Source organism: Candidatus Poribacteria bacterium, assembly GCA_016866785.1.
Classification (GTDB): domain Bacteria; phylum Poribacteria; class WGA-4E.
Genome location: VGLH01000047.1, coordinates 1 through 23,540, shown reverse-complemented (window position 1 = coordinate 23,540; position 23,540 = coordinate 1). Strand labels below are relative to the sequence as shown.

The 23,540-nt window shown below is 64.5% G+C and carries 22 protein-coding genes and 2 tRNA genes; 10 read left to right on the top strand and 14 right to left on the bottom strand.

The window, feature by feature from the left end; genetic code table 11:
• Nucleotides 1–2 precede the first annotated feature (2 nt).
• Together FJZ36_08785 and FJZ36_08780 are read left to right on the top strand one after the other, a co-directional pair.
• The gene (locus tag FJZ36_08785) at nt 3–341 is read left to right on the top strand and encodes a hypothetical protein (protein ID MBM3214994.1); all 339 of its coding nucleotides are present in this window, start codon (nt 3–5) and stop codon (nt 339–341) included.
• On the top strand, nt 259–753 hold the full coding sequence (locus FJZ36_08780; protein MBM3214993.1) for a helix-turn-helix transcriptional regulator: 495 nt from the start codon (nt 259–261) through the stop codon (nt 751–753). Before FJZ36_08785 ends, FJZ36_08780 begins: the two co-directional genes overlap by 83 nt.
• Nucleotides 754–932: 179 nt before the next feature.
• Here FJZ36_08780 and FJZ36_08775 read toward each other — a convergent pair whose 3' ends face one another.
• Both FJZ36_08775 and FJZ36_08770 read right to left on the bottom strand, forming a co-directional pair.
• On the bottom strand, nt 933–2,021 hold the full coding sequence (locus FJZ36_08775; protein MBM3214992.1) for a hypothetical protein: 1,089 nt from the start codon (nt 2,019–2,021) through the stop codon (nt 933–935).
• A 208-nt stretch (nt 2,022–2,229) separates the two neighbouring features.
• Nucleotides 2,230–2,306 (bottom strand) — tRNA-Arg (locus FJZ36_08770).
• A 147-nt stretch (nt 2,307–2,453) separates the two neighbouring features.
• Between FJZ36_08770 and FJZ36_08765 the strand changes: the two genes are divergently transcribed.
• From FJZ36_08765 to rsmI, 3 genes are read left to right on the top strand one after another with little or no spacing between them, the layout of a single operon-like run.
• On the top strand, nt 2,454–3,305 hold the full coding sequence (locus FJZ36_08765) for a carbon-nitrogen hydrolase (protein ID MBM3214991.1): 852 nt from the start codon (nt 2,454–2,456) through the stop codon (nt 3,303–3,305).
• A gap of 2 nt (nt 3,306–3,307) precedes the next feature.
• A complete protein-coding gene (locus tag FJZ36_08760) occupies nt 3,308–4,165 on the top strand; it encodes an NAD+ synthase (protein MBM3214990.1) in 858 nt (285 codons plus the stop codon).
• 56 nt (nt 4,166–4,221) lie between these two features.
• Nucleotides 4,222–4,959 carry a 16S rRNA (cytidine(1402)-2'-O)-methyltransferase gene (gene rsmI, locus FJZ36_08755; GenBank protein ID MBM3214989.1) on the top strand — a complete coding sequence of 246 codons (738 nt, stop codon included), beginning with the start codon at nt 4,222–4,224 and terminating at the stop codon, nt 4,957–4,959.
• Here the strand turns inward: rsmI and FJZ36_08750 are convergent.
• From FJZ36_08750 to FJZ36_08715, 8 genes are all read right to left on the bottom strand, one after another.
• Nucleotides 4,857–6,350 carry a hypothetical protein gene (locus tag FJZ36_08750; GenBank protein MBM3214988.1) on the bottom strand — a complete coding sequence of 498 codons (1,494 nt, stop codon included), beginning with the start codon at nt 6,348–6,350 and terminating at the stop codon, nt 4,857–4,859. The two genes, rsmI and FJZ36_08750, sit on opposite strands and share 103 nt — an antisense overlap.
• A 40-nt stretch (nt 6,351–6,390) precedes the next feature.
• A complete protein-coding gene (locus FJZ36_08745; protein MBM3214987.1) occupies nt 6,391–7,158 on the bottom strand; it encodes a proteasome subunit alpha in 768 nt (255 codons plus the stop codon).
• Nucleotides 7,151–7,906, bottom strand: a complete 756-nt coding sequence (locus tag FJZ36_08740) for a proteasome subunit alpha (GenBank protein MBM3214986.1) — start codon at nt 7,904–7,906, stop codon at nt 7,151–7,153. The genes FJZ36_08745 and FJZ36_08740 overlap by 8 nt, the downstream gene beginning before the upstream one ends.
• 54 nt (nt 7,907–7,960) lie before the next feature.
• Nucleotides 7,961–8,173, bottom strand: a complete 213-nt coding sequence (locus tag FJZ36_08735; protein ID MBM3214985.1) for a ubiquitin-like protein UBact — start codon at nt 8,171–8,173, stop codon at nt 7,961–7,963.
• Nucleotides 8,174–8,197: 24 nt separating this feature from the next.
• On the bottom strand, nt 8,198–9,241 hold the full coding sequence (locus tag FJZ36_08730) for a methyltransferase (GenBank protein ID MBM3214984.1): 1,044 nt from the start codon (nt 9,239–9,241) through the stop codon (nt 8,198–8,200).
• Between the two features lie 88 nt (nt 9,242–9,329).
• Complete coding sequence (locus FJZ36_08725; GenBank protein MBM3214983.1) at nt 9,330–10,451, bottom strand: hypothetical protein; 1,122 nt, start codon at nt 10,449–10,451, stop codon at nt 9,330–9,332.
• Complete coding sequence (locus FJZ36_08720) at nt 10,417–11,310, bottom strand: RraA family protein (GenBank protein ID MBM3214982.1); 894 nt, start codon at nt 11,308–11,310, stop codon at nt 10,417–10,419. Before FJZ36_08720 ends, FJZ36_08725 begins: the two co-directional genes overlap by 35 nt.
• Before the next feature lie 109 nt (nt 11,311–11,419).
• Complete coding sequence (locus FJZ36_08715; protein ID MBM3214981.1) at nt 11,420–12,193, bottom strand: purine-nucleoside phosphorylase; 774 nt, start codon at nt 12,191–12,193, stop codon at nt 11,420–11,422.
• A gap of 374 nt (nt 12,194–12,567) precedes the next feature.
• Between FJZ36_08715 and FJZ36_08710 the strand changes: the two genes are divergently transcribed.
• The 4 genes from FJZ36_08710 to FJZ36_08695 all read left to right on the top strand — a co-directional run bounded on the left by FJZ36_08710 (nt 12,568) and on the right by FJZ36_08695 (nt 16,416).
• A complete protein-coding gene (locus tag FJZ36_08710) occupies nt 12,568–13,413 on the top strand; it encodes a sugar phosphate isomerase/epimerase (GenBank protein ID MBM3214980.1) in 846 nt (281 codons plus the stop codon).
• A 33-nt stretch (nt 13,414–13,446) separates the two neighbouring features.
• On the top strand, nt 13,447–14,238 hold the full coding sequence (locus FJZ36_08705; protein ID MBM3214979.1) for an SDR family oxidoreductase: 792 nt from the start codon (nt 13,447–13,449) through the stop codon (nt 14,236–14,238).
• Between the two features lie 97 nt (nt 14,239–14,335).
• Complete coding sequence (locus tag FJZ36_08700) at nt 14,336–15,154, top strand: sulfite exporter TauE/SafE family protein (protein MBM3214978.1); 819 nt, start codon at nt 14,336–14,338, stop codon at nt 15,152–15,154.
• On the top strand, nt 15,151–16,416 hold the full coding sequence (locus tag FJZ36_08695) for a hypothetical protein (GenBank protein ID MBM3214977.1): 1,266 nt from the start codon (nt 15,151–15,153) through the stop codon (nt 16,414–16,416). The genes FJZ36_08700 and FJZ36_08695 overlap by 4 nt, the downstream gene beginning before the upstream one ends.
• Nucleotides 16,417–16,441: 25 nt before the next feature.
• Here FJZ36_08695 and FJZ36_08690 read toward each other — a convergent pair whose 3' ends face one another.
• The 4 genes from FJZ36_08690 to FJZ36_08675 all read right to left on the bottom strand — a co-directional run bounded on the left by FJZ36_08690 (nt 16,442) and on the right by FJZ36_08675 (nt 22,253).
• Nucleotides 16,442–17,236 (bottom strand): HAD family hydrolase, encoded by a 795-nt coding sequence (locus FJZ36_08690; GenBank protein ID MBM3214976.1) that lies wholly within the window; start codon nt 17,234–17,236, stop codon nt 16,442–16,444.
• Nucleotides 17,233–18,804: a hypothetical protein gene (locus FJZ36_08685; GenBank protein ID MBM3214975.1), complete on the bottom strand. Its 1,572-nt coding sequence runs from the start codon at nt 18,802–18,804 to the stop codon at nt 17,233–17,235. Before FJZ36_08685 ends, FJZ36_08690 begins: the two co-directional genes overlap by 4 nt.
• Nucleotides 18,801–22,010, bottom strand: coding sequence for an MFS transporter (locus FJZ36_08680; GenBank protein MBM3214974.1), 3,210 nt, complete (start codon nt 22,008–22,010; stop codon nt 18,801–18,803). The genes FJZ36_08685 and FJZ36_08680 overlap by 4 nt, the downstream gene beginning before the upstream one ends.
• Nucleotides 22,011–22,167: 157 nt before the next feature.
• Nucleotides 22,168–22,253, bottom strand: a tRNA-Leu gene (locus tag FJZ36_08675).
• A 444-nt stretch (nt 22,254–22,697) separates the two neighbouring features.
• Here FJZ36_08675 and FJZ36_08670 point away from each other — a divergent pair.
• Nucleotides 22,698–23,528 carry a transposase gene (locus FJZ36_08670; GenBank protein ID MBM3214973.1) on the top strand — a complete coding sequence of 277 codons (831 nt, stop codon included), beginning with the start codon at nt 22,698–22,700 and terminating at the stop codon, nt 23,526–23,528.
• Nucleotides 23,529–23,540: the final 12 nt, after the last annotated feature.

The window sequence follows — 23,540 nt, the reverse complement described above, 5'->3', positions numbered from 1 at the left end:
CCATGGAACCCACTGGAACGCCCGATCCTCTGACCTTCGGCGAAGCCGCCCGACTCGTCGCTTCGGAGGTCGCCGACCTGCTGGAACGCAAGCGTCAGGACTACGGCGCGGCAAGCATCCTGAACGCGCCCTTCGGATCGGAAGCGTTCCTTCTGACGATGGCGTGGAACAAGGTCGCCCGTCTCGGGCACTTGTTGGCAAGCCACAAGGAACCGCTGAACGAATCCGTCGCGGATTCATGGCGCGATCTTGCCGGGTATGCGATCCTTGGGCTGCTGCTGGAACGCGGTTGCCTTGCCTTGCCGCTGTCGAATGAGGAAAACCCCGATGGGAGGCAGTAACATGCTCCACGTCAAGAGTCGGTCGGTGACCCGCAAGGCGGTTGCCGCGCAACGGCGTTCGCTGGGCTGGACGCAACGGCAAGCCGCCGAAGCCGCCGGCTGTTCGGTGCGTGCGTTGAGCGTGTGGGAAACGGACGGCGACCCCGACTATGCGCGGTATCGTCGTCAGTACGACGCGGCTTTGCTTCGGGAACTCTGGGCGGAATCGATTGCGGTTCTTCGCAGTCTGCTTTCCAGCGAGTCGGAGCGCGTGCGCGTCGCGGCGGCGAGCCGGATATTGACGGCGTGCGAGAGTGCCCTTGCCGCCGAAGCGACCTGTCCCGTCAACCCAGAGGACGGCAGACTCACGCTGGACATGATCCTGCGTCTGCCCAGTCCCGATATCACGGACGAGGACGCGCCGAAGGTCTGACCCTCGACCTTGGGGCGCAGGCTTCCGGCGCGTCCTGGGGCATCCTAGGCGTCCGGCTTCGTGGCTCTAGGCAGGATGTAGACGGTGCGGTCGCCCTTCCGTTCCGTCTGCGCTTCGCGGCTGACTGACCCAAGATTGACCCAAAGGCTTGCCGGACGGAGCGTGACCGTCGGCTTCCGTCATGCGCGCTCCCTTCCCTCGGCGCGCTTCCCCAAAGCCCATTGGAACCGCTCCGACAGACGTTCCACGTACGGGCGCAACGCTTCGATGTCCTGATGCACGTATCGACTCGTGACGGACTGCCCGACGTGACACAGCAGACGCCCGACCTGCTGTTCCGTCGCGCCGTCCATCGCCAGTTGGGACGCGAAGAAGTGGCGGCAATCGTACGGAACCGCCCAAAGGCAACCCGCCTCCTTGGCGAGACGTGTCCACGCCTTCTTGATCGATCCGTAGGGCTTACTGGCGTCCCTCGGCGACGGGAACACGTACGGGGACGCGCTTCCCATCGAGCGGCGCGCGATGATGTCGAGGACAAGCCCCGACGCGGGAACGACTGCCCAACGCGCGTTCTTCATCCGTTCAGGCGGCAGTTGGCATGTCCCATCGCGGACTTCGTCGAACCGCAAGCCGTAGACGTTACTGGGACGCAAGCCGGACAGACCGAGGACGGTCACGATGTCCCGCGCGTCGCCCCTTGCCGCGTCCACGATGCGAACGAAGTCGCTCATGTTGAGGACGCGCATCCGGCGGTTGTCGAACTTGACGCCCTTGACGCGCGCCAGCGGGTTCGCGTCGAGAAGCCCCATGTCAACGGCGAGGTTCATGGCTTGCTTGAACTTCTGAAGTCGGTTCCTTCGCGTTTGCGGCGCGGTCGCGTCGGACGCGATCAAGGCTTCGCCGTGCTCCTTCCGAACGTCCGCGATGCGAAGGTTGGAATGCCTTGCGTCGAGGAATCGGACAATCGCGGCGACGCAACGCTCCGTATAGACGAAGCTGCGAAGCCGTCTTTGCGAGTCGAGAAACGCGCCGGTCAGGAACTCCCGGACGGTCGGATTCTCGCTCGCTTCCTTTCGGTCGGCTAGGTCGGCGAGCAGGGCGTCGAACAGGATGAGGGCGCGGTTCCGGTCGGTTCCGAGGTTGCGCCGGACGCGCTTCCCATCGGGCAGTTTGATGTCGGCGAGGTATTCGCCGGCTTCGGTGCGGAACAAGCCGGAAGCGGCGCGATGTGGCAACAGGCGGACGGGTTCTCTCGATAGGCGTGGCATGACGGCTCCCCTACGGTTGGCTTGCTGTCCATGCCGTTGGGAAGCTTCGGGACGGCTGCGACGGCTGACCCAAGACTGACCCAAGATTGACCCAAGGGCGTCTTTCTTTGGGTCAATCTTGGGACATTCCTGCCATTTTGACCGGTCTTCGCGCCGTCCATCGGGGTTGTCGGAGGGCTGGGAATCCAGTATCGGTGCGGGTTTTGGCTGGTACGCCCGGACGGACTCGAACCGCCGACCAAGAGTTTAGGAAACTCCTGCTCTATCCACCTGAGCTACGGGCGCGCATATCGCGTTCCATTGTACGGCGGCAGGATGAGACTGTCAAACTCGTCCGCAGCCCAGCGCCCGGACGTCGACGCCTTGACCGCCTGAGCCCCGGCATCGTAGACTGGTGCGCCGAGGCGACCCGCACTTGGAGCTGCTCGCCACATGACCTTCACAGTCCGTCTGGGGCAGTCTGCCCCAGTGCTCGGGGATGTCGAACGCAATCTCGAGGCGATCCTGCGTCTTGCCTCGGAAGCCGCCGATGACGGCGCGGACCTCTTGGTGCTCCCTGAGCTCGCCCTGACGGGCTACACGCTCAAAGACATGGTTCCAGCGGTCGCGCAGCGCATCGACTCGCCCGCGATGGACCGGCTGCGCGAGGCGAGCCGCGATGTCGCACTGGTCATGGGCTTCGTCGAGGAGTCCGACGACTATCGGTACTACAACGCGGTCGGCTACTTCGAGTCCGGAGAGCTCCTACACGTCCACCGAAAGGTCTACCTGCCGACGTACGGCATGTTCGACGAGTACCGCTATATGGCGGCAGGTGAGAGGATTCGCGCCTTCGACAGCCGACTCGGACGCGTTGCCATGCTGATCTGCGAAGATGTGTGGCATCCGTCCGCTGCGTATATCGCGTCGCAAGACGGCGCGACGCTTCTCATCAACGTCGCGTGCAGCCCGGCGCGTGGCACGCAGGACGCGCTCCATCTCTACAGCTCGCACGCCTGGCAGACGCTGAACCGGATGTACGCCCACTTCTTCACGCAGCACGTCGTTTTCGTGAACCGCGTGGGATACGAAGACGGCGTCGGCTTCTGGGGCGGCTCCGAGGTCGTGGGCCCGGAAGGCGACGTGCTCGTCCGGGGACCTCTGTTCGAGGAATGCTCCATCTCCGCCACGATATCCGCTCAGACTGTCCGGCGCGCCCGCATCGCGTCGCCATTCCTGCGCGACGAGCGCCTGGACCTGACGCTTCGCGAGCTCGAACGGATCCAGCGGCGAAGGATCGGTTGAGCATGGACGATGCTTGTGCGCCGCAGACTGATGGGGAACGCGATCCCCTCCAGTTGAACCCCCACATCGCGCTAACGCTTCTCGAGGGGTTCATTGCTAACGAGGTACGCAAGACCGGTTTGTCACGGGTCGTCGTCGGGCTGTCCGGCGGAATCGACTCCGCCGTCTCGACGTTCCTCGCCGCGCGCGCTTTGGGTTCCGACAACGTCTGCGCCGTTATGATGCCTTACGAGGCGAGCAGCCCTGCCAGCCTCGCCGACGCCCAGAGCGTCGTCGATTCCCTCGGTATCGATCACATGACCGTGGCCATCACGGAACAGGTTGACGCCTACTTCGCGAAGTTCCCGGACATGAGCCGTCTCCGACGCGCGAACAAGATGGCGCGAGAACGCATGACCATCCTGTTCGACCAGTCGCTGGCGCAGAGCGCACTGGTTCTGGGCACGAGCAACAAGACGGAGCTCCTGCTCGGCTACGGAACGATCTACGGGGACATGGCGTCTGCGCTGAACCCCATCGGCGACCTCTACAAGACCCAGGTATGGCAACTCGCTCGGGAGATGGGCGTCCCCAACGAGGTCATCAAGAAGCCGCCGACCGCCGATTTGTGGCCCGGACAGACGGACGAGACGGAGCTCGGGTTCACCTATGCCAAGGTCGACCGGCTGCTGTACCACATGGTGGATCGGCGGTACTCGACGGCGGAGCTCGTCGAACTGGGCTTTGCGCCGGACTTCGTCGCGCTCGTATCGCGACGCGTGCGCGACTCGCAGTTCAAGCGGAGACTGCCTTTGATCGCGAAGGTCTCCACGCGCACCATCGACCGCGATTTCCGCTACCCGAGGGACTGGGGCAAGTGACTGAGCGTGTCGGTACGCTCTACGTCGTCTCGACGCCCATCGGGAACCTCGGCGACATGACGTTTCGTGCTGTGGACACGCTTCGCGCCGTCGTCCTGATCGCAGCGGAGGACACCCGGCATACGAGCAAGCTCCTGTCGCACTACGCGATCTCGACCCCGGTCACGAGCTACTACGAACACAACCAGGCGCGGCGAGCGCCGGAGCTCGTGCGCCGTCTCGTCGACGGCGACGACATCGCCTTGGTCTCGGACTCCGGCACGCCCGGCATCTCCGATCCCGGGTACGTGCTGATCGCACGAGCGTTGTCCGAAGGCGTCCCGATTGTCACGATTCCGGGCGCTTGCGCTCTCGTTGCTGCGGCTTCAGTTTCGGGTCTCCCGCTCCACGAGTTCCTGTTCGCCGGATTCTGTTCCCCGAAGTCGGGCAGACGACGTTCGCGCTTCGAGTCGCTGTGCGACACGCCATCGACGCTCATCTTCTACGAATCTCCCCACCGACTCGTCGCGTTCCTGCGCGACGCCTGCGACGTGTTCGGCGACCGTCAAGCCGTCGCCGCGCGCGAGCTGACGAAGGTGCACGAGGAGACGCTCAGAGCTCCGCTCAGCGACCTGCTGGCGCACTTCGAGGCGCACGCGCCACGCGGCGAGTTCACGATCCTCATCGCAGGCAGAGAAGGACGAGTTGTCGCTCAGGATGACGGATCGGACTCGGGGGAGGGCTTCCGTCGTCGCACCACACGCGGGGGACGTCGAGAGAGAGTCCTGACGAGCTCCGACGCGGCTGACTCGTAGGTACGGAACGGATCTGGCATCGCGATGACCTCGCCGTTCTCGAGGTAGACGACGTCCCAATCGACCACACAGAGCGCGTTCTTCTGCGCCAACCGCCGCATGGTGGCTGATCTGCCGTACGCTCTCGTGTCGGGGGGCGGATCGGTGACCGCAGCCTCGACCGCCCGTTCCGTGACCACGGTGCGCATGAGCCCTTGCGCGACGAGATCGTGGTACAGGCTCTTGCTGGGGTCGGTCTTGTGGTACTCCAAGTCGATGCTGAGCAACCACGGGTCGTCCCAAGGCACGCCTTCCGACTCGACGAAGGCGTCCAGCAGCCACTTCTTGGCGACCCAGTCGAGACGATCCTTGAGCTCCATCGGGTCGCGGGCGAGGGCTCCGAGAGTTGACCCCCACTCGTCGATCACCCAGTCCATCTCCTTCGATACGCCGCGCAGATGCCGGTCAGCCAGCGCGTAGTACACGCCCTGGATCTCGACCGCTGAGATCGTCCTGCCGCTCTCGGTCTCCACGGTCCACCGGTACGACGTATCGCGCGAAATATGGCGCAGTGCGTGCACCGGATCGACCAGATCGAGTCCACGCGGCGCCCTGCCTTCTTCGATGAGCGTCGTGACGAGCGCGGTGGTTCCGATACGCAGCGCTGCCGCGTACTCGGACATGTTGGCGTCGCCGATCAGCAGATGGATCCGGCGGAACCGGTTGGCGTCGGCGAGCGGCTCGTCGCGCGTGTTGATGATGGCGCGGCTGAACTGGATCCACTGGTAGGCGTCGGTGACGATGTGGTCCGAGCGCTGCGATATCTGGTAGGGCACATCGTCGGTGACACGTGTGGTATAGCGCCGGATCGGTCGTCGCGGATGGTCGATGACCGTTTCCTCGTGGTAGCCCACGCGCCCGGCGCCGGCGAATATCTGTCGCGTGATGAGGAACGGGAGCAGCGCCGGAATGACTACCTTGTAGAACGGAGCCTCGCGGCGCATCAGGTAGTTCTCGTGGTAGCCGAAGGTCGCGCCAGTGAGGTGATCGACGTTGTTCTTGAGGAAGCTGATGTCGTCGCGCAGTCCGAGGTTGTCGAGCGCCTCGACGACCATCCGGTCCCCCGCCTGCTCGTATGCGAGAACGTCCCAGAGCGAGATGCACTCGGGCGTGGCGTACTCGACATGACCCATGTCGATGTAGAGACGACCGCCGTTGAACAGGAAGCCGCCATTCCCCGGCGGCTCGCCCCAATCTCGGTGATGGACGTCGAGCATGCCGATACGGCGTGTGCCGAACAGAAAGTCCTTGACCAGCAGCGAGAACGTGTCGGGCGTCGCCTCGGAGACGAACTCGTCCGACTCGATCAGGCAGCCGTATTCGACTTCCGTTCCGATGATTCGGTCCGCCATGCGTCACCTCTAGCGCGATGGCGACTGGAACTCACGTGATCTAGCTCGCGTTGAGGATTGCGAGCTCCTCTTCCGTGACGCGACGGTACTTCGCCTTGCCGGACAGCGTTGTATCGAGAACGGCAGCCTCGAACGACATGGACTCCCGCGCCTCTGCCAGCGCGTCGGCGACGTTGCGATCCGTCGGCATCGGCGGTTCCTCGTATTCGTAGTCCTTGGTCGCGACGTGGTAGCCCACCGCCCACGCCCGTGCGGCTTCCATGAGCACGTCGCTCAGAGTTGGGGCCGCTGTTTGCCGGTTCCTGAGCGCCTCCTCCATGCTCTCCTCGGCTTCCGGCGTGCCTGCTGCCACCCCGAAACTGCTTCTCGACTGGAAGTTGCCGTCGTAGTTCAGCGTGAAGAACTGGGGAGCCGAGCCGTTCGGAGCGAGCTCGACCATCAGCATCTTCGCGATGATGGGAGCCCGCCACATCTCGTCGAAGGCGGTTTTGACCTGCGGCGCGATTCCGAAATGGAGAAGCCGCTGCAACGTCACATCGTCGGCAGATCTCATGAATCCCTCCGTATGCGCCAAGTCGATCGCCATCATCCGAAGGCGTTCCACGTCTGCCGGATGCCCGATGGCTGCCAGCGCGAGACGGTCGTAGACCTCGTAGACCTTGCGCTGACCCTTCGGGCAGACCGTGAACAACACGGCTCCGTTGGCGAAGGGCAATCCCACAGCCGGACTGCCTTTACGCAGGCGACCTTCGACGTACTGAATGCGGTTCTCGATGGACTGGAGCCAGCGAGCCGGTTCGTCAAACATCCGTCACCTCGACGGCTTCTGTGTAGATCGCGCTCAGCGTCGATGGGTCGAGCGTCTCGGTTCCCCCGCGCGTGACCCGCTTGACCACGGGAAAGATCCCTGCTCGCCGGTTGTAGCCGCCTGTCGCCGCGTCGTATTCGGCGGCGGCGTCCAGCATCCGCAGCACCACGGCGGTCGCGTCGTGCAGGTTGAGTTGCGCCAGTTGGCGTTCCCAGCGATTCAGATAGTAGAGCGCGCCCCGGACCCACACGGAACCCGACCCGGTTGTGGCGAAGTCGGCAACCTCGAACTGCGCGCCGAGCGCGTCGTAGAAGTAGATTTTCCCTTCGTCGCGAGCCACGTCGAATGCGCCCAGAATGGGGATCACGGCGCCGATGCCTTGGAGCGCCATTCCCAGGTTATCGCGGATCAGACGAGACAGCGTCCGAAGTTTGCCTTCCAGGCTCAGCTCCTGAAGCTGGCTACGGCGGTAGTACCTGAGCGAGTATTCGAGCACGCGTGCCATCTCGTACGCGATGGCAGGGGAACCGGAGATCGCCATCGCCGTGTGCTCGTCGATTTCGAGCACCTTGTCGGCGCGGTCGTAGAGTATGCTCGTGCCCGCCGTGGCGCGACGATCTCCGGCAATCAGCACGCCGTCGGCGTACCGGATTGCGAGCACCGTCGTGCTCTCGGTCGGAGTCAGCTTCGAGCCATCGACCGTTGATCCAAAGCTGACGGAATGACCGCGCGACGCGAGCAGGTCCAGAAAGTCGCCGTGGAAATCGGCTGAACCGAGAGCGGATTCCTGTGGCACAGACGGCTACTCCCCGGTGCGCTGTCGGTAGCGCCGCGCCTGGTCCGGGTCCACTTTGCGCATGCGTTTGAGCAAGCGCTCAGTGTTCGGCTTGCCGACGTCCGGTTGGCGCGGGCCCGCGTCGTCCTGCTGTCCTTCCTCGCGCTTCCAGGGTCCCGTCGGCACGGTGCGTCGGTCATCGCGAAGCTGGGCGGTCAGTTGGTCCATGTGGATGGACATCGGGCTCCTCCTCTCACCGTGAAGTCACATCGGCTCCAGCCACGTCTCGAAGACGGCGTGGATGGTCTCAGGTGGCGTATCAACGCCCCATTCGCATTGGGCGATGACGCCGCCCGTTCCTCGGTCGAGCGCCCGGCGAACTCGGCGCACGGCGCGACGCGCATCCTGTGCAGTACCGAACGCGAGGACGTACTGACGGTCGATTTCGCCCCAGAAGGTCACCTTGCCTCGGTATAGCTCACTCAGGCACTCGATGTTCATACAGAATAGCTGGGAGTTGAGCGCCGTCACCCCGATCTCGATGAGATCGGGGTAGATGTCTTCGACGAATCCGTCCGTGTGGAACCAGACGTCCTTGCCCGCGTTCCGAAGTATACGGCAGTAGTCAGCATACATCGGCTTGAAGAACTCGCGCCAGCGCTGGGGCGAGATGAGCAGAGCCCACTGTGTTCCCCAGTCGTCCATCATCGACACGCCGTCGACGTCTGTCTCCGCCCACATGCGGATGTCGCGCAAGAAGAACTCGTGCAGCATGTCGCGGAGCTTGCCGAGCTCCGGGCGATCTTCTGCGAGGTCGATGAAGAACTGCTCCGATCCGCGCAGGAACTGCATCCGCTCGAACGGACGGACATGCGATCCGGCGCGGACGTACATATCGGTCGCCGCGCAGCCGTCGTTGACGCGCGAGAAGTCCGCTCCGTCGAGCAGCTCGAATGGCGGCTCATAGGAACCGAGGTCCGACCAATCGGCGAGTACGGGTCGCTTCACCTCGCCCACGACGCCATCCTGGGCGATCTCCCACTCGGAGCCCCATTCGTCGCGGTAGGACCCGACCGTGTAGCGGGTTCCCGTCGCTCGGCTCGACCTGCCGTAGGACGCCTGCGGTCCTGCGAAATCGGTCGGAAACTCCCGATGGAACGCCTGAATCGCCTCACCGTACCGCTGATGCGCCCCGGGAAGGGCCCACAGGTCTCTGGGAGCCCGATCCGGACTCTCGAAGCGCAGGCACCGGCGCACACGTTCGCGGCTCGTCATTTCGCGCATGGATTGTTCCTTGCCGCTCGTCATCCCACCGGTTCGAAGCTCGACAGAGCCATGTTACCGTCGCAGACCGCGAGTCGCAAAGGTCGCGGGACGTTCCGCGATGGCGTCGGAGCTATGATGTGAGGCGCATGTCCTCATCGAGCGCGAGGTGGATCGCGTCGATCAGGAACTTGGTTCCCCACGACAGGTACGCCATCGGCGCGTACTCGCTGTCCACAGGCTCGGAGCCCGCGATCGCGCCATACGTTTCCGGCACACCGGGGTCGGTTGTCTGCGTGCCGATGACGTAACGCATCGCTCGATGCGCCAGCTCGCGATAGCCCGCGTCGCTCGTCTCTCGGCAGAGCGCGAGCCACACGATGGCGAACTGGATGGAGCCCGTCAGGCAGCATGACGGCGCGTCCGGCGTCCAGTCCGAGCGGAACCACCCGCACAGATAGCCCGAATCATCGACGAACTGCAATACGCGATCCGCCATGCGTTTTCCGGCGGCGACGTAGCGGTCGTCGCCGATCCAGAGACCCGATTCGATCAGTCCGCGGACCGCGTACTCAAGGAAGTGCGTCATGTCGCGCTGCGGATCGCCGCGGAACCAGCCGTTCGGCTCCTGCCGTTCGACCGCCCAGTCGAGGTTGCGTCGTGCTGCGTCGGCGTATCGCGTGTCGCTCGTGGCATCCGCGAGCTGAAGGAGCGACCACGCGACGCGCGAATGGTAGGTCTGAGATGCGCCGCTAGTTGGCGTCGTCCACCACGATCCATCGGCTCGCTGCATCCGCAGGAGCCACTCGCCGGCTCGAACTGCCGCGTCCAAGTGGTTCGCCGCGCCGGACTCTCGATACGACCGCACCCAACCGAGGATGTCTTGCCCGGTGTCGAAAACGTAGGGCGTCTGGAAGTCCATGGACGTCACGTACCCATCGGGATGCTGGACTTCCGTGATCCAATCCGTCATCTCGATGGCGGCGTCGCGGTAGTGTGCCGATCCGGTGAGTGCGAAGGCGTCCCACATCGTCGGGATGATGTAGCCGGTGACCTCCGGGTAGGAGGTCGGGCACCATCCGCGCTGCAGATCGAACCAGGCGCAGACGCCGCCGTCTGGCGTCTGTCGCTGGGCTCTCAGGAGCCAATCGAGAGCTTCGTCGCGCTTCTGCACGAGCAGTGCTCGGAACGACGGGTCCATCCGGGTCCCTTTCCACACTCTACAGGTGCCCGCCGTGCCGTTCAACGATCTCATCGATCGAGTCGTCGTGGAAACCCGCGATTCGTGTTAGGGCATCCGCCCACACGTCCTTGTCGCCTGCGTCGATGTCGATGACGGTCATCAGCACGTCGCGCACGCACGCGTTGGGGATGATGACCTGCGCATCGGAATCTGCGACGACGAAGTCTCCGTCGTGGATCGTCACGCCGCCGATCTCGATGGGTTCCCCAATGGCGACGGCTTCGACCCTTTGAGCCGAATCCGTCGGAGCCGTTCCCGTGGCAAAGACCGGGAACTTCTCGCGGGCGGTCAAGGCTCTGCGAACGCGGCGGATGCTCTCGTCGGATGCCTGCGCACCGAGGGACCGTTCCAGGGAGCGCAGCGATCTCGGATCGAAGGACTCGTCGCGGAAGTAGCTGTCGATCTGGTGCGTGTCGCGGATGGGCCCGTTGATGATCGCCCCGAGCGCCCCGTAGGACATCGAGAGCGCGGTCAGCAGACCTCCCCACACACCTCCCCACTTCCGGTCGTTGGCGTCGTCGTCGGCAAGGCGGCGATGGGTGGGCGTGTCGATCACCGCGACATCGCCGGATCGCAAGCCACGGATGAAGGCGATCTCGCCCGCGTACGGCTTTGCTCTGTACTCGGGATCATCGGGACGAGTCACGACCTGGAACTCAGCCGTCCGCACGGTTCCGAAGACTCGTCGCTGGAGGTCGCGCTCGGAGCCCGCCACGTAGTCGATCTCCATGGGGAGGTAGAACCGGACGGATCCGGGAACCTGAATTCCTAGCCGGTCGAGGCTGTCGCTGGCGTACGCGGAGTTGATGATCGAAGCGGCGAACGCGAGTCGCTCATCGGCGAGGATGTCGGCGTAAGTCGTCGCTCCCATCGGAGACGGCTCCCATGGATCGGAGGTGCATCGACATGACGCGTCGTCGGTGGCGGACCGGCGCTGAGTATAAGTGCGCCGGTCAGACTCGTCAATGACGGACGGCGGGTCACAGGGCGAGGCAGGCTTCCGCTGCAAGCCAGAAGAGGCCTTCGCGTACGGTGGCGCGCGCGTTCCACTCCCGCGAATCCCACAGATCGCCGCTGACGTCGTCTCCGCCGTAGAGCATCTGACCCAGCACGACGCCGCGATGCTGGGCAACCGCGAAGAACGCGGCAGCCTCCATCTCGACGGTCAGGCAGCCCTCGTCGCGGCGCATGGCGATCTTGTCGGTCGTTTCGCGGTAGAACGCGTCGGTCGTCCAGGTCTTGACGGTCTGGTAGCGGACGCCTCTCGCCGCGAGGGTCTGTTCGATGGCGGCGACCGCGTCGGGGTGCGCACCGACCTCGCGCGACGGGGGCAGGTAGTGGTAGGAGGTACCTTCGTCGCGGACCGCCGACGTGGGAACCAGTACGGAACCCACGGCGAGGTCGGGGTTCAGCACGCCAGCGCCGCCACAGGCAACGAACTTCGTCGAGCCCCGCGCGATGGCTTCCTCCAGCATGGCGGCGGCAAATGGAGCGCCGATGCCGGGATGCAGCACCGCAAGGCGTCTGCTGTCGAACCGGACTTCGTAGATGGGGTGCTCGCCGAGCTCGCTGCCGCCCATCGCGAAAAGGGTGCAGTCGTCCCGCTGGGTCAACGCCTGGATGACGTCTTGGAAGAAGCACAGGACGCAGTGCTCAGGCGCGCCGCGCTCGTGGATGACCCGACTGGGCTCGATGATCGCGGAAGCCTGAGGATCGTACTCGAGGATGGGGTAGTCGCGAGGCGACAAGGACATCGACGTGGGTCGCGGCTCATGCGCGGGCTTTGAGGTGCTAACGGTCTCCGCCGAAGCTGTCGAGCAACGCGAAGGCGAGAAACTGGACGCCCAGTAGGACGACGACTGTGGTGATCACCGAGACGCAACTCCTCACTCGTTGAGGTCCCATCAATGCCGGTGGTGCACTGGACGGCGCGGCGTCGGTTCTCTTTACGAACGCGACCGGCTATGCTAGAACGTGTAACGTCCCCCGGCACGATGACGCTGCGCCCTGACATCTAACGCAGATGCCGGCACATCGGTTCTAACTGTATCGACTCGATTCCAGAGGGTCAAGCCGGAATGGCGGAGACCACGGGCGCGGGCAGTCTACGTCACAAGGAGACAGGCGAATGAAGCTCGGGTTTCTGACGCCCTTCTCGGAAGATGCACTGAAGCTGGCGAAGAAGGGCCCGTTCCAGTGCCTCGAGATCGGCGGCTCGGCTGGGTGGATCGATCAGCCGGAACAGCGAAAGCAGGCAAAGGCGCTCCTCAATCAGTACGGTCTGTTCGCCGCGTCCTTCATGGTGCTTGGACCCTCGATCCGTACGACCAAGGATCAGCTCGTCGGCGAGGTCGAGCGCATGGGCAAGCTGATGGATATGGCGATTGAGTTCGGGGGCGCAGTCCTCACCGGCGCGGCTCCCATGGGCTACGACCCCTCCAAGAGCCTCGCGGACAACGTCGCGATGTTCAAGGAAGTCTACAGCCCCATCGCCGACGTCGCCGAGAAGAAGGGCGTGAAGATCGCGTTCGAGAACTGGCCCGGCGGCAGAGGACCCTTCGGCGACGGCGGGAACCTCACCGTGACGCCGGAATCCATCGAGATGATGCTGGCGGCAGTGCCTTCCAAGCAGATCGGGCTCGAGTTCGACCCGTCGCACTTCATCTGGCAGGATGTCGATGTGATGGCGGCTGCGCGGCAGTTCATCGACCGCATCCACATCATTCACGCGAAGGATACGGAGATCTTCGAAGACCGCCTCGCGTGGCGCGGCAAGTGGGGTCGCGGCTGGTGGACGTATCGTCTGCCGGGCTTCGCCAAGTTCGACTGGCACGGGTTCTTCGCTCTGCTGTACGAGCTCGGGTTCGACGGCAACGTCGTGATCGAGCACGAAGACGGTCGGTTCGACGGGCCGCGTCGACCTCTCGGCTTCCTGCTCAGCGGCGACTTCCTCAAGAAGGCGTTGATGGACTGACGGAGCCGTGCCCGCCGCGCATGGGGAGTTGATATGGACCTAGGGATCCAGGGCAGAAACGCCGTCGTCTGCGCCGCGAGTCGCGGGCTGGGACGCGCCTGTGCCACAGCGCTGGCGCGCGAAGGCGTCAACGTCGTCATCTGCGCGCGAGGAGCGGACGCGCTCAACGACGCAGCGGAGGCGATCCGCCCCGAGACGAAGGCGAAGGTCGTGCCTATCCCGGCGGACGTGTCCGACCCGGAGCAGGCGCGAGCCGTCATCGCGCGCGCGCGCGCCGAACTCGGACAGGTGGACATCCTCGTGACGAACGCGGGAGGTCCACCGCCCGGCGGGCTCTTCGACACGCCCATCGAGAGTTACGACACCGCACATCGGCTCACGCTGATGAGCGTCGTCGGACTCGTCCGCGAGGTTGTGGACGAGATGAAGGCGCGGAAGTGGGGCAGGATCGTCAACCTGTCGTCGATCTGCGTCAAGCAGCCGCTGGATCGCCTGATCCTCTCCAACGCCGTACGCGCGTCCGTGATCGGCTTCGCCAAGACCGCGGCGACGGAGTTGGCTCCGTTCGGCGTCACCGTCAACAACGTCGCTCCGGGTCTGATCTACACGGATCGGATCGTCCAACTGCTCGCGGACCGAGCCACGGCGAACGGCACAACGTCCGAGCAGGAGCTGGCGAAGATGGAGGCGACCATTCCCACCGGACGTCTCGGCAAGCCGGAAGAACTGGGAGCCTTCGTCGCGTTCCTCGCCAGTGAGCACGCGAGCTACATCACGGGGGCGACGATCCAGGTCGACGGCGGCGCGGTTCGTTCGCTGCTCTGATCCGTTAGGACATGTGTCCGCATGGGACCGCAGGGGCGGGTTCCGACTCGCCCCTGTCTCGTGCTCACATGGACGCCCACATCGAGGATACACCGGAATGGTCGAACGTTCGGCAAAGCAGCGCATCTTGCTCCAGATGGCGAGCTTCTATGTCGGCGTAACGAAGTCGGGCTTTGCCGGCGGCACGGGGATCGTCATCACGCCGCTGATGGCGATGGTGTTGCGTCCCAAAGAGAGCCTCGGGCTGGCGCTGCCGCTCCTGTTCCTTTCGGACATCGTCAACTTCGGGCTCTACTGGGGTCAATGGAAGTGGGGCGTCGTTGCCGCGCTGCTGCCTGGTTCGGCGCTGGGCATCGTGTTCGCCACGCGCGTGCTGGTACGGCTGTCGGAGACGTGGGTCAAACGCGTGCTCGGCGCGCTCGCCCTATTCTTCGTACCGATCCAAATCCTACGAATGACCGTATGGCATGACTTTACGCCCGTGCTTACCGGTTCCGCCATGAACCTGGTCGCGGGATTCGGCATCGGGTTCGTGACGGGCATCTTCTCCACGATGGCGCATCTGGGCGGGATCATCACGACGCTCTACTTCCTGCTCGTGCTGCCGAAGGAGAACATCAACGTCACGATGGTCGGATGCGCGACGGTCATCTTCTTCTGGATTAATGGCATCAAGTTGATCACCTACACGCGGGGTCAGATCATCAACCGCGACATCCTCCGCATGGTTCCGCCGCTGCTGCCGATGCTGGCAATCGGGCTCCTTGCCGGCAAGTGGGTGAACAGCCTTCTCGGCGGCGTGCGGGTGGACTGGTTCGTCTATATCGTCCTGGTCATCGTATCGGTCATGGCGTGGAAGCTGCTGTGGGACGCGCGTCCCAAGCCCAAGGCTTCGGAGCAGCCCACGTCGCCATGAATCGCGTCCACACGATGGTGTTGACCCTCGCGGTGCTTTGGGCGGCTGCCACACCCTCCCTCGCCGACATGGCTCCTGTACTGCGCGAGCTCGACCCGAAGCTCTTCGCCTACTTCGCCGCGGAAGCCGACCTCCGAACCGGTCTCGTCAAAGACCGAGCGGGCAACTTCGCTCCAGACGAGTACACGGTCGCGAGCATCGCCGCCACCGGGTTCGGACTTGCCGTGCTCGCCGTCGGCGCTGAGCGCGGATGGATCGCCGCCGACGAGGCTCGGAGCCGCGCCGAGCGGACGCTGCGATATATCCGAGATGACCTGCCGCATGAACACGGCTGGTTCTACCACTTCGTGGACATGCGAGACGGAAGCCGCGTCTGGAACTGCGAAGTGTCGTCCATCGACACGGCGTTGCTGATCGCCGGGGCGCTCGTTGCCGGGCAGTACTTCGCGGGAACCAAGGTACAGCGCCTTGCCGACGACGTCTATGGGCGAGTGGATTTCGAGTGGATGCTGACGGACGGCGGCAGCAAACCGAAATCATTGACGCTGAGCCACGGGTGGACGCCGGAGAAAGGGTTCATCCAGCATCGGTGGGACAGCTACTCCGAGGCGACGATCCTCTACCTGCTCGGCATGGGCTCGCCGACGCATCCCATCCCCACGAAGTCGTGGAACGCATGGAAACGACCGACCGGGAGCTACGCGGGGCACCGGACGTTCCGGTCGGGACCGCTTTTCACGCACCAGTTCAGCCATGCGTTCGTCGACTTCCGCTCGAAGCGTGACGCCAAAGGGCACGACTACTGGTCCTCGTCGGTCGCGGCAACGCTCGCCAATCGCCAGTTCTGCGCCGACCACAGCGCCCTCTACGGCGCGCACCTCTGGGGGCTCAGCGCATGCGACGGTCCAGACGGCTACCGCGCTTACAGTGCGCCTCCGGGACGAGTCGAGCACGACGGAACCGTGGCTCCGCTCGCGGTGGCGGCATCGATCGTCTTCGCGCCTGAGTTGGTTACGAAAACGCTCGCGCATGTTCGCGCCACGTACGGTTCCCGCGTGTGGGGTCGGTACGGCTTCTCCGACGCGTTCAGCCCTTCGCGGGAATGGTGGGATCAGGACACGATCGGCATCGATGTCGGCGCTGCGCTGTTGATGCTCGCCAACCATCGGGACGAGCTCGTTTGGCGACTGTTCATGGGCGTTCCAGCCGTCCAGCGAGGAATGCGGCTCGCCGGGTTCCGCGCCATCGGCGAGGGAAGATAGGCTGTCCGACTGCGCGCAACGGCGGCTATTCAGTCGTCCCGAGCGCACGCAACGCGCTCCGAAGCTGCCTCAGGTCGGAGACCGTCTCGTCTGCGGTGTGGTCGTGCTCGTCTTCTTCGAGCCGGCGTCGTACCCAGATCGTCCGAATGCCCACCCGTTGCGCCCCGGCGATGTCGTTCCGCACGCTGTTGCCCACCATCGCGGTTCGCTCCGCGACGGAACCCAACGCGGCGAGCGCATGCTCGAACGCTCTGGGGTCCGGCTTGCCGAAGCCGATCTCCCCCGTGACAACGAGGGCGTCGAAGAAGCGCTCGATGCCGGTTGCGGCGATCTTCTCGCGCTGGATCGCCGAGGCTCCGTTCGTCAGCATGCCGAGGCGATAGTCGGCGCGCAGGTCGGTCAGCACCGCCCATGCCTCCGGGAACAGCCGATGTCGCAGGCGGCGTTCGCGGATGAGCGCCTGCTCCAGAGCCGCCACAAGGCTGCCGTTCTCAATATCGAACGCACGCAACGACTGCGTCCAGACTTCACGCCGATAGGACGGAGCCCACGCCGCCAGTGCCCTGAGATTCGGATCGTCGCCGGAGAGGTCGCCGCTGAGTCCTTCCCAGGAACTGATGCCGATCTTTCGGCAGTAATCGTGCGTCGGTGCGCTCGTCCAGAGCTGGCGGGCGATGCGTCGAACGGCAGCCGCGAGCTCGGCGACCGGGACGCCGCTCTGGCCCTGAGCCACGGCACAAGCCGCAAGGAACGCCTTCTCGACGGGTTCATCCTCCGGCATCAGCGTATCGTCGAGGTCGAAGAGGATCGTGTCGATCATGGCTGAGGCTCCGTGACCACTTCCAGAATCCGGTTCTCTCCGATCCGGTGCACTTCGCGGAACCTGCCGGGGTGGGCTTCGATGACCGGCAGCAGGAACCTCGGCGAGTAGCCGACGTTGTTCGCGATGATATGGGTTCCACCGTTCTCATCGATGGACCGCAGCACGAGGCTCTGGTCGGCTGTCCATGGGCTCGTGAAGGCGCGCCGTTCGCCGAACAGGACGGCGTAGGGCGCGCGGTCCGTGATGATGACGGAGTCGGCGGGCGTGTGGTCGCCGACCCACGCGATGCTGTCGAGGTAGTTTTGCGTGCCCTGGTCATAATAGGGCGTGCGTCGCTCGGCGCGGATCATCGGCACGACGAGGCGCGCATTGAGCCAGACGACGGCGATAGCGGCTCCCATCGCGAGCAGGTCGCCGACAGGAACGCGAGTCATGGCGCGTCCCGCCCGATTCCACAGCCACAGCCACGGAGCGAGGGCGTAGTACATCATCAGCGGAACGACCGGTACGACGAACCGCTCGCCCTGCGGCGAGGGCCAGAGCAGGAACACAACGGCGTACATGCCGGCGTAGAGGTCGGTCGCCGAGCGGCTTCGGATGACCGACAGAAGCCAACCGAGAACCACGACTGCCGCAAGTCCGTGCATCCACGCGCTGCCGCGTGCCCGTCGCCCGGTCAGCATCCCCGCGATGAGACCCTCGTAGTAGACCGCGTTCGACCTAAGACGCGAGACGACGTGCGTTGTACCGATGCGTGCCGAGCCCGGATCGTCCGGCGCGACGGCGACGAGCTCGCTTTCGTAGCTGAGCGATTCGCGTAATCCCACCGGGAGATGGCGCGTGACGACCGCGTTCCGTCCCATCCAAGCCGCAATGACCAAGCCCATCGTCGCCACGACGATCACGGCGTCTCGCCGCCGTTCTCGGTCACGCCATTGGCTGGGGTTCAGCACCGGCGCGAGGGCAATTGCGGGCGCGAGCACGAAGCCGACGATTCGGACCGAGTACGACGCGACCATCAATGCGATGAGCGCACAGAGGACTGAGCTCCGCCGGTCTCTGCCGTACCTCTCGGCGATGTAGAGCGTTCCCAGCGAGCACGCCATGTACGGCAGGTCCGACAGGATGCGAGTGCCCTCGAAGACGACGGCGAAGCAGGCTCCCGTCATCGCCGCCACCGCGATTGCCACGACGGAGGACTCGCACCGCCGGATCAGCGCGTACGTCAGCGCGATGGACGTGACCGCGCACGCAACGATGAGAGCCCGCATCCAGAGGAAGTTCCTGTCAGCAACGATCTCGACGGCGGCGAGAAGGAGCGGGAACCCCGGCGGGTACTTGGTGTGGGGGTAGCCGTTGTACGAATAGCCTTCACCGCGCAGGAGCGATTCGGCGATGTCGATGTAGGTGGCGCTGTCCCAGGTCGTCTTCCAGTACGGGACAACGGTCAGCCCGTAGACCACCGCGAAGACGACCACGAGCCACGTCAGCGGCTTCTTGAGCAACCAGACGAGTCGGCGTGTCACAGTTCCAAGCGCGCCGCCGAACGGCTTCGACTCGGTCACGGCGCTTGTCCGCCCGCGCCGCCGGCTTCAAGCGCTGCGAGATTGTCGCTGGCTTCGGCGAAGTTCGGATCGATCTCGAGCGCCTTGCGGAACGCCGAGGTCGCGTCGGCGCGGCGGTCGGATCGGGCGAGAGCGAGTCCCAAGCCGTTCCAGGCGACGCGCGCGACGGATGACGGGGGGTTGGACGTGAGAGCGCGTCGGTAGGAGGATTCAGCCGCCTTGGCGTCGCCCTTGGTGAGGTAGAGACTTCCCAACGTACTGTGGGCGAGCGCCAGGTCGGGGTCGAGTCGGAGGACGCGCTGCACGGCGGCAATGGCGTCGTCGATGCGTTCCGCCCGCTCGTACAACGCCGCGAGCGATCCGTAGATGACGATCTGATCCGGGGCTTTCTTTGACGCGCTTTCGTAGACGTCGATTGCCTTGGCGACCTCGCCTGCTTGCGCGTGCACCTCTCCCAGCAGAAGCAGCAATTCGACGCTGCCAGGCTGGAGGCGAAGCGCTCGCTCGAGATACAGCGCGGCGTCATCCAGACGACCGGCGTTCCGGTAGACGAGCCCCAGGTTCGTCAGCGCGGTCGTGTCCTCCGGGTTCCGTCGCACTTGATCCAGAAGCGCTCGCTCCGTGCTGGCGATCTGGGCGTCGAGATCGCGCCTTACGAGCCGCGCCGCTTCCTGCAGGTTGTAGCCGATGGTCGCATCGTCGGGATTCCTCGCGTACGCCGGTTGCAGGATGGCGACCGCGTTCTCATAGCGTCCGGCGGCATATTCGATCTGTCCCCGGATCAGATCGCCCGTCGTTTCGTGGAACCGTTCGAGCAGCTCCCGAACCGCCGTTGCCTGCTCCGGCGAGGCGAAGCCGGTCAGCAGCGGATACACCGACTCGCGGAACGGCAGCAGCGCCTCGATGTTCTCGACCTGCGTCGTCGCGACGCCTCCGAGGTTCGGGGCGAAGAACTCCAGGACCGGTTTGTCGTCGGTGTGCAGTCGAGCTCCGTCGGCGAAGCGCGCGGCGGCTGCCGGTCCCATGAAGTAGGAGTCGAGCAGCGAGAACGTCTCCAGGTCATCGGCAGCTAGGTCCTGTTTGACTGCGGGAACTGTCGTGCGGCGGGCCCAAGCGCGGATGTCGATGCTCTGCGGCACCTTGGTACCAGCCAAGATCAGGAAGTCCGGCGTGTATTTGAACCAGACGGTCGTCTCAGGGAACACGTCGAGGAAGGTGCGCACGATGGTCTTGAGATCCGCCAGCGGCAGACGATGCAGTGGAACCCATTGGCTCATGACGCCGTCGTCGGTCAGGATATCGCGGCACAGCCGGTAGAAGTCACGGCTGTAGATGCCCGAACTGCCGGAACTGACCAGCGGATGGATGATCCCGGTCGAGATCATGTCGTATCGGTTCAGAGTCGTGAGGATGAAGTTGCGACCATCGTTGACGTGGACGTGGAGCTTGTCGGAATCGAGCACGCCCGAGTTTGCGTCGCTGAAGTAGGCTCTCGCGGCTCGGATCACGCCAGGGTGAATCTCAGCGGCATCGACCTCGACGCCGTGCTGCACGATCGAGTTCGACGTTCTGCCCATTCCGAACCCGACCACAAGCGCGCGCTTAGGATCCGGGTGCAGCAGCAGCGGCACGTGCGCGATGACCCGGTGCGACGGCGCATCCCACCGCGTGTCGTTCGCCGCCTCGTTCGTGTCGACATAGAGTCTGCGCGAGCCTTCCGGGTCCGTGAGAACCGTGACGATGCCCTCGGGCTCCTCGGAGTAGTTCTCTATCTTCGCGGCATCGCCCAGGCGAGCGAACTGCTCCTGGTAGATCGCGCTGCGCGTGAACAGATCGGTGCGTGGGAGCAGAAACAGCGCTCCGACCGAGATCAGCAGTCCGACGGCGACAGGAACGGCGACTTCTGCCCGCCCGGTAGACGCTGCCGCTCGGAGCATCCACGCTCCGGCGAGGACGTTCACCACGGCGATGGCGAGCGCGGCGTTGCGGATCCCCAACAGCGGGATGAGGATGAATCCTGCCGACAGCGATCCGACGATGGCTCCGAACGTGTTGGACGCATACACGGAGCCGACCGTCCGCGCCAGTCGAGTTGACGACGCGGCTGCGATCCTCGCTGCGAGCGTGAAGCTCGCGCCCATGAGGACCGTCGGCAAGAGCATCAGCAGAACGCACACGACGAACACCAGCGGTCTGCCGCCGAACCCGACGGCGCGCACGATGCCGTAGAGGCTGGACAAACCTGGCAGCACGAGCACCGATCCGATGCCGATGGCGATCTGCGCGTACGCGAGCAGCTGCGGCCTTCGCGCCGTACGATCGGAGACGGGGCCCGCGGCGGCTCCGCCGAGAGCGATGCCCGTCAGGAACGCCGCCAGCATCGTCGAGAAGGCGTAGGTCGTGCTTCCGAGAAACAGGACGAGGACGTGCGTCCAGATCACCTCGTATGCCAGGGCGCAGAAACCGGACACGCCAACGACCACGACGGCGGCTCGCGCGGCGCGCATGTCCGTCTCCGCCGCAGCGGCGTCGAGGTCCATGTCGGCGTTCGGTGTCGGCTCTCGTCGCGAGTCGCGCGCAAGCCACCACGCCACCAACGCGATCAGCAGGTTGGTTGCGCCAGTTCCGAAGAGCGTCGCCGTGACGCCGAAGCGAGCGACCAACAGGAATCCGGTCAGCAGCGTCCCAGTGACGGCTCCGAGCGTATTGAGACCATACAGCCCGCCAACGTATCGTCCCAAGCGATCCCGCGAGCGAGTGACGTGTCGCGCCAGCGCCGGCAGTGTCGCTCCCATCAGAATCGACGGCGGCAGGAGCACGACGAAAGCCAGGACGAATCGAAGCAGCACCAGCGCCGGCGACAGGTCCTTGCCCCGCGCCGCCGCGACGAACACCACCACGACGCCCTTGAGCAGGATCGGGAACGCGAAGGCGTAAAGCCCGACACCGGCTTCGAGCAGCGCGTACATGCGGAGCGGCAGGGCTAGCCGATCCGCGCGCCGCCCGAGCGCGAAGGCTCCCAGCGCGGTGCCGCACATGAACGCGGCAAGAACCGTGCTGACCGCGTAGACGGTGGTTCCGAACACGTGCGTTGTCAGCAGGCGCGACCACAGGATCTCATAGACGAGTCCCGTCGCCCCGGAGACGAGAAACAGAGCGCCGACGAGAGCGGAGCGCGGATCCACGGACGGACGGATAGGGCGCATGTGGGTTCGACCAGGCGGTTCGGCCGTCTTATGCGGGCATCTTCTGGGACACGCGGAGACTGTACGGAATCCCACCCGATGCGTCAAACGCGCCGACCGCACCGTGTATCGCGGAGCCAACGGATCGAGAAGCCGGATCAGAGGAAGGAAGGCTGCGTGGTGCCCCTGGCTGGACTCGAACCAGCACGCCCTTTCGAGCACAGGCCCTCAACCTGCCGCGTATACCAATTCCGCCACAGGGGCAACTGCGCGGGAATTATCGCCGCAGCGAGCCGAACTGTCAAGCGGTTTTGCGCCTGACCGCTTCTCAGTTTGTGTTGGGGGATTGACAGTGGATGCACAGTAGATCACGGTTTGGGTGGCTGTCCGATGGACCCAAACAGGAGTCATCACCGTGCATCCGCTCAGAATGTACCCGTTTCTGGTGTCGATGTTGAGTCCGTTCCGTCGTTCTCAGCAGAAGTCGCTTGCGTGGGTGATCGCTGCCATTGCAGCACAAGGTGAGGCTCGCTCTCGTCGTCTGGCTGGTTGGATGGCGATGGGGCTAGGAATCCGGTTGGGAAGCGCGCTCAATCGCTTCTATCGTCTCCTGAGCAACCCCCGCATCCAAGATGTCCTGCTGACTCGATAGTTGCTCTCGTTGCTGGGCGGGTCCGAGCCCGTGCTGATCGCCATCGACCGGACCGAATGGACGAAGGATCGACGGATGCTGCTGGCTTCTGCCATCGTCGGCAAGCGAGCCATCCCTGTCCTATCCAAGGTCATCCCCGATCACGGTGTGATCACGGTGTCTGGCAGAACGTCGAAGAACACCGATTCCTACGTCGGCTTACCCAAGCGCTGGCGGCTGCGAATCAGCGCGCTATCTTTGTTTGTGACCGTGGCTTTCATCGCGCCGTGTGGATATACCATCTGGCGCACACACGGCACGGCTTCCTCGTCCGCATCCGCGAGAACCTCGCCGTCCAACGAGACCAAGAGCAACCCATCCTGCTGCACGACCTAGCTCTTCGACCTGGACAACACGTGGACCTGAGTCGTCGATGGCTGCGAGAAGACAAAGCAGCGCGTGCGCGAATCGTCGGCATCTGGGAGGCAGGTCGTGTCCAACCTTGGTGGCTGGCAACCAACTTGGCTCATCCCGTCCAGAGGATCGCTGCACTCTACGCCAAGCGCATGGACATCGAAGAGCAGATCCGCGACGTCAAAGGATGCCGATTCGGTTTCAGGATGAGATGGACGCAGCATCGTCATCCCGCCTATCTCGAACGCCTCGTCCTGCTGATCGCCATCGCCTTGGTTATCCTGTCCGTCGTCGGAGTTGCCAAGACCCGACAAGACCCCTCTGCACGTCTGCCCTCCAAGACCAAAGGCCCGCGACTCTCCATGCCCGAAGTCGGAATCATCTACCTCACCCAATTCCATCGACGCATCACAACCCACTTCGTCCGCGCAAACCGCCAGCCACCAACTATCAAGCCATGCCAGGAAACCTACCAAGTCCTCGCCCGAAACTGAGAAGCGGTCAGG